Here is an 11,846-nt window from a genome sequence, read left to right on the forward strand (position 1 = left end):
GCGGGCGTAGCCGTGGCCTTCGTAGGCGGGGAGCAGGGCGTAGCCGAGGTCGGGGGTGTCCAGGTAGGTGCGCGTAAAGAAACCGCAGACGCCAATGGGGGTTTTGTTTTCTCTCAGGGTAACGACATAGGCTCCGAATCCATGGTCGGCATGGTGTTGCAGGTAGCGGTCGGTGATGTAGGCGCGGGCGTCGTCCAGGGCTTTTATGTTGCGATCGCCGATAAACCTTAGCCAGCCGGGCGTGTTGAGGAGGTCGAAGAAGAAGGCGGCGTCTTCTGGGGCGGGCATCCGGATGGACAGGCGGGGGGTGTTGTATAACGCAGCCATGGGTTGAAGGTAGGGTACTATTTTACCATGCACAAATAAGGTAGTGATAAAAAAATGGGGATTCCGTGGATGAAGATGTAGATTCAGAGGATGAAATGGAGCATCGTTTTGTGGCATCGCCGCCGGGGAGCGCTATGGTTTTGCGGGCTGGCGGCGCTGTTTTGTTGGCACTGCGTAGCGCTGGGAGGCGTCATCCGGGCGGGCGAGTTCCGGGTTATCACTTTCGACCTGCCGGGACATGGCCTGACGGAAGGGGTCGACACCACTATTCCGGCGATCGAGGTGATCCGGATACTGATGGACAGCTTGCACCTGAAGACGGCTTCGTTGATCGGGCTTTCGGTGGGGTCGGTTTGCGTGGAGCAGTTCGCGCTGACGTATCCGGAGCGGGTGGATAAAGTTGTGCTGGCGTCGCCGGGGTTGCTCGACGGGCCCGACGTGCTGGCGGCGGACAGCCTGAGCGTGGCGCTCTTCGACCGGATGGATTCGGTCGCGGGGACCGGCAACCAGGAATTGTTTGCGCGGGCGTTTATGATGACATGGTGTATCGGGCCGCATAGGGATAGCGCCAGGGTCGACCCGCAGATCAGGGGATATGTATACCGGACGACGCTTTGGAACCGGCTCCACCACCCGCCTGGCGACTGGCTGCCGTTCGGGCGTCACCCGGGGTTGCTGGACTTCGGGAAGTGGAGCCGGCCGTTGCTCTTGATCGCGGGTGACCAGGATGTTCCCTATATTCCGGCGATCGCGGGCTATATTCACGGTCGCGTAGGCGGCTCGAGGCTCGTGTTGATGAAGGGTGTGGCACATATGTTGAACATGGAACGGACGGAAGCCTTCAACAGGGAAATATTGGAATTTCTAAACGGATAATATGCAACATATTCTGGCGATCGACGTGGGCGGGTCCCATGTCAAGGGCACGATCCTGAACGAACAGGGAGAATGGCAGATCGAGTACAAACGATTGCCGACGCCGACACAGGCGCGGCCGTCGGAGGTCATAGGATTGATAAAGGAGCTGGCGCAGGGTATGCCCGCCTACGATAAAGTATCGGTGGGTTTCCCGGGGTATGTCCGTAACGGGATCGTATACACGGCGCCCAATCTCGGGAAGGGATATTGGTCGAAGATCCACCTGGGGCAGCAGATCGCCGATGCGCTGCGCAAACCGGTGCGCCTCGTCAATGACGCGGACCAGCTCGGGCTGGGCGTAGTCAGCGGGGAAGGGTACGAGATGGCGGTGACGCTGGGGACGGGTATAGGCACGGCCCTGCTGATCAACGGCTACCTCCTGCCGCACCTGGAGCTGGCGCACATGCCCGTACGCAAGGACAAGGACTGGGACGCCTTTCTCGGGGCCGGGGCGCTGGAGAAGGTGGGCAAAGAAAAATGGAACCGGCGGGTGCAACACCTGATCGACTCGCTCCAGGTGGTGTTCAACTACGACCGGTTGTACCTGGGCGGGGGAAATACGGATAAGCTGACGCTAAAGCTCGACAGCAACGTGCACCTGTTCACCAACCAGGACGGGATCAAGGGCGGAGCGCGGCTCTGGCAGTTGGAAGACGGGTATCATATCAGTACGAACCGTCCCGCGTAACTGTATCGAAAGCGGACACGGCTCTCTTTTAAACGCGTTGATACCGAGCGCCTAGCGCGTTGGCACCTTCTTGGCGGCAGCTGATGCATGTTCCAGAATTACCTGAAGATCGCCCTGCGCCACCTGAGCGCGCACCGGGGTCATTCCGCCATCAATATCGCGGGGCTCGCCCTCGGGCTGACGTGCAGCTTGCTCATCTATCTCTGGGTCGCCGACGAGCGGGGCATCGACCATTTCCACCAGAACGGGGACCGGTTGTACACCCTGTACACGCAGATGTTCTTCGACGGCAAAAAGGTGGCGGGATATGGAACGCCGGGGCCCCTGCCCACGGAACTGGAGAGGAGGCTTCCGGAGGTGGAGGCGGCGAGCGGTTTTTCCTACAACTCGATAAACACCTTCCGCGCGGGGAACAAGACGATCAAGGAAGAAGGGAACGCGGCCAGCCCGGCTTTTTTCCGGATGTTCAGCTATCCTTTGCTCGCGGGGAGCGCCACCGAAGCGCTCGCCACGCACGAAAGCATCGCGATCTCGGCGTCGATGGCGACGGCCTTTTGGGGCAGCCCCGCGGCCGCCATCGGGCAGACGATCCGGTACGAAAATAAAAAGGACCTGACGGTCAAGGCGGTTTACGCGAACATCCCCGCGACGTCTTCGTGGCACTTCGACTTCCTGCTCAACTGGGATTATTATATACATGAAACCGGCTGGATGCTCGACATGGGGAACCTCGGTCCATCGACATATGTGCTATTGAAAAAAGGAACCGATCCCGCGGCTTTTGCCAGGAAGATAACGCACTTCTACGACCTCTATGCAGATCCGAATTCGAAAAAAGAAACCCGGTCGATGCTGGGCATGGAGCCCTATCGCGACGTATACCTCCATGGGCACTTCGAGGAGCACCACCTGAGCGGCGGCCGGATCGAATACGTGGAGCTGTTCAGCCTGGTGGCGATCGCCATCCTGCTGATCGCGTGTATCAACTTCATGAACCTGACGACGGCCCGGTCGCTCCGGAGGGCCAAGGAAATCGGGGTGCGGAAGGTCATGGGGGCCGTGCGCGGGCTCCTGATCCGGCAGTTTATCGGGGAAGCCATGCTGATGTCCCTGGTATCCGCGGCGCTGGCCCTTTTGCTGACGGCGATACTGCTGCCGGCCTTCAACGAGCTAACGGCAAAGCATATCGCTTTTCCTGGTTATAACCCGTCTTTCTGGGCGGCGTTCCTCGGGTTGGCGTTGCTGACGGGGGTGCTTTCGGGAAGCTACCCCGCCCTGTACCTTTCGTCTTTCAGCCCCATCCGGGTCCTCAAGGGCGCCACGCCCGCCGGGGGGCGCTCCGGACTTTTCCGGAAAGTACTGGTGGTCTTCCAGTTCGTGCTTTCCATTGTCCTGATCGTGTCGACGCTCCTGATCGCGCGCCAGGTGCGGTATGTGCAGGACGTCAACCTGGGTTATGACCGGGAGAACCTGTTGTATGTGCCGATCGAGGGCGACCTCATGCCAAAGAAAGACGTATTTATCCAGGAAGCCCTTCGAAGCCCCGGCATCAGTCGCGTCTCCATGATCAGCCAGTCTCCGACCAACATCGAGAACGGTACGATCAATGTCCAATGGGAGGGCAAGGACCCGAACGCGACGCCGATGTTCACGCAGGCGGCGGTGGGGTATGATTTCACGCGGACGATGGGTTTGCAGATCGCTTCGGGGAGGGATTTCTCCAGGAGTTTTCCCACCGATTCCGATAGCTATCTGATCAATGAAGCCGCGGCTAAGATCATCGGGTACAAGGACCTGGTCGGACGGTCCCTGAGTCAATGGGGGCGCCAGGGCAAGATTATAGGCGTCCTGAAAGACTTCCACTACATGTCGTTGCACACCGAGATCAAGCCGATCATTTTCAGGCTGGGTTACCGGGAAAACTACTTTTTCTGGTTCCTGGTCCGGACACAACCGGGGAAGACACGGGAGGCGCTGACCAGCCTGCGGTCCTTGTGCGGACAGCTGAACCCGGCCTTTCCGTTCAGCTACCTTTTTTCCGACGAGGAGTACGCCAAGCAATACGCCAATGAAGCGCTGGAAGGCAAGCTGGCGATCGTGTTTTCCCTGCTGGCCGTCCTCATCTCCTGTCTCGGCCTGCTGGGGCTGTCGGTTTTCGCGGCCGAACAACGGACGCGGGAGATCAGCATCCGCAAGGTCCTGGGAGCAAGCGTCGCTTCCCTGTTCGGACTGGTGTCCGGGGAGTTCCTGGCGTTGGTCGGGCTGGCGTGCGCGATGGCGATCCCGCTTTCCTGGTGGGCGATGCACAGCTGGCTGCAACACTTTGCCTACCGGACGCCTATCAGCTGGTGGGTCTTTGCGCTGGCGGGGCTTGCGGCGGTTTTGGTGGCGCTGGCTACCATCAGCTACCAGGCGCTGCGGGTGGCGCGGGCGAACCCGGCCAGGACGCTGCGGTCGGAATAAGAGGCGTACATTCGTTGCATGCGCTACCTGAGTCTCTTACTGCTGTTGCCGGTGTTTGCCTGCGCGAACCGGTCTTCTTCTTCGGATATCCCCAGGGGCAAGGTGATCGATACGGTTACGTGCGCGGCGGATGCCACGCAGTCGTACGCGGTTTATGTTCCCGCTGGAAGCGGCGTGATGCCGGTCGTGTATTGTTTCGATTCGCACGGGGTCGGGGCGATGCCGGTGCGCAAGTACAAGGCGCTGGCGGATGCGTGCGGGTTCATCCTGGTGGGGAGCAACAATTCGAAGAACGGGAACGACTATATAACGGGGGACCATATCTGGGCTGCGCTCTCGGCGGATACGCGTGCGCGGCTTCCGATAGACACGGGGAGGGTGTACGCCTGCGGTTTTTCCGGAGGAGCCAAGGTGGCCAGCTATCTGGCGATCCTTCACCCGGAGATCAAGTCGGTGATCCTGGGGGGCGCGGCGCTGCCGGACAGGGCGCAGGTGGATAATTTCGACTTCGATATGACGCTGCTGACCGGGGACGGGGATATGAATATGACGGACCTCGTGGGTCTTGATCGCGCACTCGATGTGACGCGGACGCGTCATCGGATCCTGTTTTTTCATGGCGTACACGAGTGGGCGCCGGACAGCGTGATGCGAATCGCGTTCCTGGGGCTGCAACGGTCCCCTACCCTGTCGTCCGCGTTCCGGACGCGGGTGGAACAGGACCTGGCGGGGCAGCACTTCAGATTGGCGGAATATGACTGCCGGGCGGCGGTTTCCTATTTGGGCGTCGGATGGTTCGCGGAGATGGGCGCTAAGATAGCGGCCGACCCGGCTTACCAGGCGGAGGCGCGGCACGATTCGTTGGCGCTTGCGCGGGAGGACGCGGCAAAAGGTGTTTTTGCGGAACGGCTGGGAAACCCGGACAAGGTTTACTGGGCGCGGACGATCGATAGCCTACACCACGCGGGAGGCGCCATGGCGCAGCGGTTGACGGCATTTTTGTCGCTGGAGTTTTATATGTACAGCACGCACTTCCTGAACGCGGGGGATAACGACGCGGCGCGGTATTTTGTCGACTTGTATACATTGGATGACCCGACGAACAGCGAGGGGTGGTATCTCTCGGCGGTGCTTTTCAAGCGGGCCGGGCTTCCGGATTCCGCGGCGGCGGCGTTAAAAGAAGCGCAACGCCTCGGGTTCAACGACGCCGCGCGGGTGAGCCGCGATGGGTTTTAAGGCTTCTCGCGCATGGGGGATGACAGGTACAGGTGCCAGAGGATCATGGTGGCGACTGTGCGGTAGGGGTGCCAGGCGGAGGCGATGTGGAGGAGGTGGTCGCGGGTCGTGGCTTTGGGTAGCTTTTTGACGCGTCTCAGGGCATTGACGGCGGCGAGGTCGCCGATCGGGAAGATGTCGGCCCGCTGCAATACGAACATCAGGTATACGTCGATGGTCCAGTTGCCGATGCCCTTCAGGGCGATCAGCTCTTTACGGACGTCGTCGTCGGGGAGGGACTCCAGGGCGGCGAGGTCGAGGGATCCCTTTATCAGGTTATCGGCCAGGTTCCTGGTGTAGAGGGTCTTTTGGCGGCTGAAATAGCAGGCCTTCAGTTCTTCGTCGGTGAGCTGGAGGAAGCGGTCGGGGGTGATGTCGTTTTTCAGTCTTTCTCTTAGCTTGTTGAGCGCGGCCAGGGCGGAGGCCAGGGAGACCTGCTGCTCGAGGATGATGTGGACGAGGGTCTCGAAGGTATTGGGGCGGGTCCACATCGGCGGGTAGCGGTGGGCGTCTATGATGGTGGCGAGGTCTTCGTCGGCGAGGGATAGCTGGTCGCAGATGCCGTGGAAGGTGTGTTTGGTGAATTTGTGTATGGTTGGGAGTTTGTGCATTTTTGGCGGTCCGCGCCGAAAAATTACGAAATTCGGATATGGCAAAAAAAGAAAGACTGATCGCGGTGAAGCCGTCGGGGTCGCGGGAGGAGTCGACCGTGGCGCTGGTTCACGACGTCGTCCGGCACATACCGCGCGGGCGGGTCACCACGTATGGCGCCATCGCCAAGGTGCTGAACCTGCCCAACCCGCGGATGGTGGGGCACGCGATGCGCACCGTGGACGCCAAGGTGCCGGCGCAGCGGGTGATCAACAGCAGCGGGCACATTTCCGGGGACCACGCGGAACAGCGGAAGAAGCTGCTGGAGAAGGAAGGCGTAGAAGTGCGCGGAACGCGCGTGGTGGCGTTCAGGGAGTTGTTTTGGGATCCGGCGGTCGAGCTCTAGCGGGGCACGGGCGGCGGTTTTAGCGGCATCCTACGTTGTTCGCGAAAAGTATATAGCTCAGGTACGACGTATTGAAGGAAAAGCTCGCGCTGGTAACGGTCGACGACGGATAAGTCGATACGCACCCGCCCGACCAGAACAGGCTGTTATCCCAGAAGTCCAGCGTCGACACGCCGCTCGTCAGGCTCACGCTAAAGCTGGCCGTCGTCGTGAAGGGACTGGGGCCGACATCGGTGACCTGACCACCCGGCGCGAGGCTGTGGGAGTGCGTGGCCAGCACGTTGTGGCTGGCGTCATAATAGTTCAGCGTCACGGTAAAGCTGGTGGCGCTGGTGTTGTCCTCTACCTTGATGGAATAGCCGGGGATCGGCTTAAAGGACGTCAGTATTATGGACACGGGGAGTATCCAGAGGAGGGTTATGAGTTGCTTTTTCATAATAGTAAAATACCTTAATTTATCTGGATTCCAAATAACCGTTCCGTTATTTTTGGGTTGGGCTTGCGGCGCGGGGGTGACGGCGCGGGGGCGGTGGCGCGGGGGCGGTGGGGGCTTCCCGGGGAATTAGCGGCCGCGGTATGCGCAGGTTCCCTTAAATTGCTGGGCAAAAGCAACACAATCGCATGAAAAAACAAGGTTTGCTCGTCCTGCCGCTGCTCTTGTCCGTGGCCATTGCCCAGACGCCGAATACGCTTACGAAGAAGGAGAAACGCGAGGGCTGGAAACTGCTCTTCGACGGTAAGACGACCAGTGGCTGGCATACCTATAACCGCGATACGGTGGGGTCGCGCTGGCAGGTAAGGGACGGTGCGATGGAATACGACCCCACACAACCCCGGAACGGCGGCGGAGACATCATCACCAACGAGGTGTACGAGAATTTCGACCTCCGGCTCGAATGGAAAGTGTCCAAGGGAAGCAACAGCGGCATCATTTTCGACGTACAGGAATCGCCCAAATACGGCGCGACCTACCTGACCGGGCCTGAAATGCAGGTCCTGGACAACATCAACGCAGACGACAATAAAAAACAAAACCACCTGGCCGGTTGCCTTTACGACATGGCCGGTGACTCCACGGTGTCCAAACCGCACCCCGTTGGGGAGTGGAATCAGGTCCGCATCTTACAGGACAAGGGACACCTCACTTTCTGGTTGAACGGGATCAAGACCTTCGAGGGGCAGATCGGCAGCGACGAATGGAACCGCATGGTCGCGGGTAGTAAGTTCAGCCACAAGGAGTTCGCTGACTTTGCGAAGGTGGCCAAGGGGAAGATCGCGCTGCAGGAGCATCCGGGGTCGAGCCAGTGGAGGAATATCAAGATCAGGACCTGGTAGGGCCGGGGGGCGCGGAGGCTGGGCGGCCTGGCGGTGGGGCGGAGGCCTGGCGGCGCGGGGCGGCTAGCGGCGGACTTTGTCCTTCAGGGTTATTTTGGGGTTCAATTCTGAAATAAGTTCCTTGCTTTTGCCCAAATTGATGCTGAAGATTTCCTCATCCAGGGCCATGACGTCGTTGTCCTCATTTTTCCCGGTCAGCTTACCGTCTTTGGGCCCTTTTCCTTCACCCCCGCGTTTTATCTGGGTATAGTCGATAAGGCTCTCGGCTTTGCCTGGGAACTCGAATTCGACCAGGACGTCGTCCAGGTTGTCCGCTTTGGATTTCAAAAAGTAGTGTAAGGCCTGCCCGAGCGAGCCTCCGTGACCCCATAGTATATCCTTGGGATCGCCGCTCGCCAGGTACGTGTTCCAATGCTCGGCCTTCATGGTCCGGTAAATGCGCAGGGTTTTGCCTTTACCCGTCCGCCCAGCGTCGGCGCTGTCCGCTTTTTTCGAGAATTGTCCATCCTGCTGGTCGATCCCGGCTATGGATTCCAGGCCCAGCAGCAGGAGTTTGACATCCTGCACCAGCTGGCGGGCGAGCTCCTGGTCGTTGGGAAAGCTTTTCTTGTCGTTGTATTTCCGGAGCATGGCGCGGACGTGGCTTTCCAAACCGGTATCGTTGTTGAGGTATGCTTCTTTGGCGTCCCTGGTTTTCCCCACCGTACCTTTATCGAAAATCGACTCCATCTTCGGCCATTGCGTGATGTAGGGTTTTACCAGGTCGCGCTGGGCGGTCACGAGCGTGTCGTCGTATGGTTTTTTCCATGTGCTGCCGATGAGGATCTCGCGCTGGACGACCGGCGCCGCGTGAGGCACGGCAGGCCGGGCTACCGGCGCAGCCTGGCGCATGACCGGTCGGGTTCGTCCGGTAAGGGTATGGGCCACGGCGTGGCTCGTGTTCTCTTTTGTCTTTTCAGCGTAAGTCTTCATGGTTATTCGATACGGGAATAATGGTCCGTCCCGTCGAATGTAATACAAAAAATCAAAAGGATGCCAAATCAACCCTTGCGGATGATCTGTTCGGCGATCTTCGCCACGAGGGCGTCTTCCACGGCCCCGACGATGGGGTCGTACAGGTCGGTTTTCTTGACGAATTTCTTACGGGCATAGAAACTGGCGAAAGTGGCGCCGGCGGCAACGGCAGCGCCCAGCGCGGCGCCGGCGTAGGCGCTCTTTCCGCTGGCCTTGAAAACGGCGGCGCAGGCGACGGCGCCCGACAGGCAGCGGAATACCAGTCCCATCGGTTTTACCCGATCGGGGGCGGAGGGGATCTTGTCCCCGATGAATTCGCCTATCGTCAAGGCGCTGAATACGTTAGCGGTTCCTTTGCGTTGCATGAAGGCCAGCGGGGTGTGTTCCAGCTCATCGGAAGGATGACGGCTGAGCAGACGGCTGGCGGCGGCGGGGGCGGAATTGGTCCGCATGCCCGCGAGGGCGCCGAGCGCGACGGCGGTGGAATAGGTGTTCATACGCACCGTAAGGCAAGAAACTTGCCAGAGGCGCAGGCGGGGGCGGAGGCGCGGGCGGGCGGGGGCGGAGGCCGCAGGCTTTAGGACGGCTTGTAGACGTACACCCCAAAGGTACCCGGCACTACCTTACGGGTACCCGGCTCCATGTCGGCAGTGCTGAGGTATATCTTGCCGGTGGTTTTGTCGAGGGCCATCGTCTTGGCGCGGGTCTTGGTGGCCAGCGTTTGGACGACGGAATATTTGTCGGGAGTGTCCTGATGGATGATGGTCGTAGTGGCGTCGCCGCAGCTGACGAAGATGAGGGCGCGGGTGGCGTCGTAGACGACGGCGTCGACACCGGCGCCGATGGGCAGGGTTTGGATGACCTTGCCGGTAGTGGCGTCGACGACGCTGAGGCCCTTGTTGGCGCGGCAGCCGGTGAACAGGCGCTTATTGGCGGCGTCGTAGGCTATCCCGGTCGGTCCGCCGCAAGGAGATAATGGATAGGTTGCCTTGACCTCCATTGTTTTGGTGTCGATGACCTTAAGGCTGCTCAGGTCTTCGATGTTGTTATAGACCAGGCCATGGCCGTCGGATACCGCGAATTCGGGGCCGCCGCCGAGGTCGATGGTCTTAACGGGCTCCAGGGAGTGCACGTCGATGACGCAGGTACTTTTGCTGTCGCCGTTGAATACAAATACCTTGTCGGAAAAGGGATCGTAGATGATCCCGTCTTCGTCGGTCTCTTTCAGGCGGATCGTCTTGAGCACTTTGAAGGTGGACAGGTCGATCACCACGACGGCCTGCGCCTTGCCGTCGCTGATGAACCCTTTGTTAACAGAATTTACTATAGCGATGCCGTGCACGCCCTGCAGCCCGTCGATCAACCCGATGGGTTGCTCCGTCGTGAGGTCGACGACGTTAAATGCGGTGCCGTGGGAGACGAATAGGTGGTGGTTTACATCGTCGATCGCGACGTAATCCCAACCGGCGTCGCCTGGCAGCGAAATTTTTTTGTCGAAGACATATTGCTGGGAGAACGCGCGGGTCGAAACCAGCAAGAGGGCGGTGGCGATTAGTTTATTAAGCATAGGTATGCAAGATGCAAATTGATTCTGAATTAAATCTGTAGGTTGTCTGATAGGCCAGGAGCGGGTTTCCGGGACTCTGAAGTAATTGACGGGATAAGTTGAACGCAAAAAACCGCCCCGGAATGGGGCGGTTCAGAAAGCAAAAAGGGGGCAAATTATTTTACATTCTGCGACACGATCTTCGCCAGATCGAACATCGACACCTGGCTCTTTCCCCCGAACAGGGTCTTCAGCTTGGCGTCTGCGTTGATCATACGCTTATTGGTCGAATCCTGCAGTTTGTTTTTCTTGATGTAGTCCCACATCTTTTTCACCATTTCGGTGCGGGGCGCGGGTGAGCTACCGATGACATCGGCCAGCGTGGCGCTGGGCGTGAGGGCCTTCATGAAGGCCGCGTTGGGGGTCCTTTTCTTTTTCGGCGCGGCGGCTTTTTTGGGTGCGGCCTTCTTGGCGGCTTTCTTCGGAGCTGCCTTCTTAGGAGCGGCTTTCTTTGCGGCCTTCTTGGGAGCTGCCTTCTTCGGGGCTGCTTTCTTCGCGGTCTTTGCCATTGTTACACAGATTTAATAGGTTATAAGTTTAACCAAAGTAATCTGTCTTTTGGAAAATTACGCTCTCAAAGAGGGGTATTTCTCCCCAAGTTCCGCACAGGGAGCCTACGCCGCGTTCTCGTCCACCTGGAAAATTCCGAACGTATTCCCCTCCGGGTCGATAAAATACCCCTGCCAGCAGGTCTTCGGCACCGCGAATTTGGGCATGGCCACGATCCCCCCGATCCCAAGGATTTTCGTCGCAACCGCATCAAAATCAGTTACTTGAAAAGAACAGATAAAAGCATTGTTCCCATGCTCCTGCGCCGGCAGCGGCGCCGGTCGTTTGTACAAACCGCCTCGTGCACCCCCGGTCTCGATGGTCCAGTAAGGGATGGGCAGCCCTGGAATGGGGATGAAATTCCAGCCAAAAACGGCCGTATAAAAGGCGAGCGCCCGCTCGGGTTCCTCCGCCTGGATCTCGAAATAGATGTTCATAGACCCCGAAGTTACCGAAAAGCAAGCCGGCGACCCGGGTGCGAAGACGCCTTTTTCCCACCCCCAAAACGCCTTCCCAGGATCACTTTAAAGATGCTCCGGTCGATCGAGGGCGTCAGCCCGAACCCATACCCCGCGTTGAATTCCCACCGGGGATCGAAATCCGCGTCGACCGCGAAGAACAATTGATGTTGCTGGTCGGGAACCGGATCGAAGCGCGTGACCGGTCCGAGCGAC

15 protein-coding genes are annotated in these 11,846 nt (G+C 59.2%); 6 read left to right on the forward strand and 9 right to left on the reverse strand.

The window, feature by feature from the left end; translation table 11 throughout:
• A partial coding sequence (locus tag VL547_RS02195) for a GNAT family N-acetyltransferase (RefSeq protein WP_325574708.1) occupies nucleotides 1-327 on the reverse strand: 327 nt, incomplete at its 3' end.
• A gap of 90 nt (nucleotides 328-417) precedes the next feature.
• On the opposite strand from VL547_RS02195, the gene VL547_RS02200 reads away from it, so the two are divergent.
• From VL547_RS02200 to VL547_RS02215, 4 genes are all read left to right on the forward strand, one after another.
• Nucleotides 418-1,203, forward strand: coding sequence for an alpha/beta hydrolase (locus VL547_RS02200; protein WP_325574710.1), 786 nt, complete (start codon nucleotides 418-420; stop codon nucleotides 1,201-1,203).
• A 1-nt stretch (nucleotide 1,204) separates the two neighbouring features.
• Nucleotides 1,205-1,933 (forward strand): ROK family protein, encoded by a 729-nt coding sequence (locus VL547_RS02205; protein WP_325574712.1) that lies wholly within the window; start codon nucleotides 1,205-1,207, stop codon nucleotides 1,931-1,933.
• Between the two features lie 87 nt (nucleotides 1,934-2,020).
• A complete protein-coding gene (locus VL547_RS02210) occupies nucleotides 2,021-4,396 on the forward strand; it encodes an ABC transporter permease (RefSeq protein WP_325574714.1) in 2,376 nt (791 codons plus the stop codon).
• 18 nt (nucleotides 4,397-4,414) lie between these two features.
• The gene (locus tag VL547_RS02215) at nucleotides 4,415-5,632 is read left to right on the forward strand and encodes a hypothetical protein (RefSeq protein ID WP_325574716.1); all 1,218 of its coding nucleotides are present in this window, start codon (nucleotides 4,415-4,417) and stop codon (nucleotides 5,630-5,632) included.
• Here the strand turns inward: VL547_RS02215 and VL547_RS02220 are convergent.
• Entirely contained in the window at nucleotides 5,629-6,282 is a 654-nt protein-coding gene (locus VL547_RS02220) for a DNA-3-methyladenine glycosylase 2 family protein (protein WP_325574718.1), read from the reverse strand. The two genes, VL547_RS02215 and VL547_RS02220, sit on opposite strands and share 4 nt — an antisense overlap.
• 38 nt (nucleotides 6,283-6,320) lie before the next feature.
• Here VL547_RS02220 and VL547_RS02225 point away from each other — a divergent pair, with 38 nt between their 5' ends.
• Nucleotides 6,321-6,668, forward strand: a complete 348-nt coding sequence (locus tag VL547_RS02225; protein ID WP_325574720.1) for an MGMT family protein — start codon at nucleotides 6,321-6,323, stop codon at nucleotides 6,666-6,668.
• Between the two features lie 19 nt (nucleotides 6,669-6,687).
• Here VL547_RS02225 and VL547_RS02230 read toward each other — a convergent pair whose 3' ends face one another.
• Nucleotides 6,688-7,104, reverse strand: coding sequence for a hypothetical protein (locus VL547_RS02230; RefSeq protein WP_325574722.1), 417 nt, complete (start codon nucleotides 7,102-7,104; stop codon nucleotides 6,688-6,690).
• Between the two features lie 185 nt (nucleotides 7,105-7,289).
• Here VL547_RS02230 and VL547_RS02235 point away from each other — a divergent pair, with 185 nt between their 5' ends.
• Nucleotides 7,290-8,003 (forward strand): DUF1080 domain-containing protein, encoded by a 714-nt coding sequence (locus VL547_RS02235; RefSeq protein ID WP_325574724.1) that lies wholly within the window; start codon nucleotides 7,290-7,292, stop codon nucleotides 8,001-8,003.
• Between the two features lie 63 nt (nucleotides 8,004-8,066).
• Here VL547_RS02235 and VL547_RS02240 read toward each other — a convergent pair whose 3' ends face one another.
• The 6 genes from VL547_RS02240 to VL547_RS02265 all read right to left on the reverse strand — a co-directional run.
• Complete coding sequence (locus VL547_RS02240; protein WP_325574726.1) at nucleotides 8,067-8,975, reverse strand: hypothetical protein; 909 nt, start codon at nucleotides 8,973-8,975, stop codon at nucleotides 8,067-8,069.
• Between the two features lie 68 nt (nucleotides 8,976-9,043).
• Nucleotides 9,044-9,514 carry a DUF4126 family protein gene (locus tag VL547_RS02245; protein ID WP_325574728.1) on the reverse strand — a complete coding sequence of 157 codons (471 nt, stop codon included), beginning with the start codon at nucleotides 9,512-9,514 and terminating at the stop codon, nucleotides 9,044-9,046.
• Nucleotides 9,515-9,594: 80 nt separating this feature from the next.
• Nucleotides 9,595-10,584 carry a YncE family protein gene (locus VL547_RS02250; RefSeq protein ID WP_325574730.1) on the reverse strand — a complete coding sequence of 330 codons (990 nt, stop codon included), beginning with the start codon at nucleotides 10,582-10,584 and terminating at the stop codon, nucleotides 9,595-9,597.
• A 155-nt stretch (nucleotides 10,585-10,739) separates the two neighbouring features.
• Nucleotides 10,740-11,132, reverse strand: coding sequence for an SWIB/MDM2 domain-containing protein (locus VL547_RS02255; protein WP_325574732.1), 393 nt, complete (start codon nucleotides 11,130-11,132; stop codon nucleotides 10,740-10,742).
• Between the two features lie 105 nt (nucleotides 11,133-11,237).
• Nucleotides 11,238-11,609, reverse strand: coding sequence for a VOC family protein (locus VL547_RS02260; RefSeq protein WP_325574734.1), 372 nt, complete (start codon nucleotides 11,607-11,609; stop codon nucleotides 11,238-11,240).
• A gap of 11 nt (nucleotides 11,610-11,620) precedes the next feature.
• The coding region (locus VL547_RS02265; RefSeq protein ID WP_325574736.1) for a hypothetical protein at nucleotides 11,621-11,846 on the reverse strand (226 nt) is incomplete at its 5' end.

Source organism: Dinghuibacter sp. (assembly GCF_035492835.1).
Classification (GTDB): Bacteria; Bacteroidota; Bacteroidia; order Chitinophagales; family Chitinophagaceae; genus Dinghuibacter.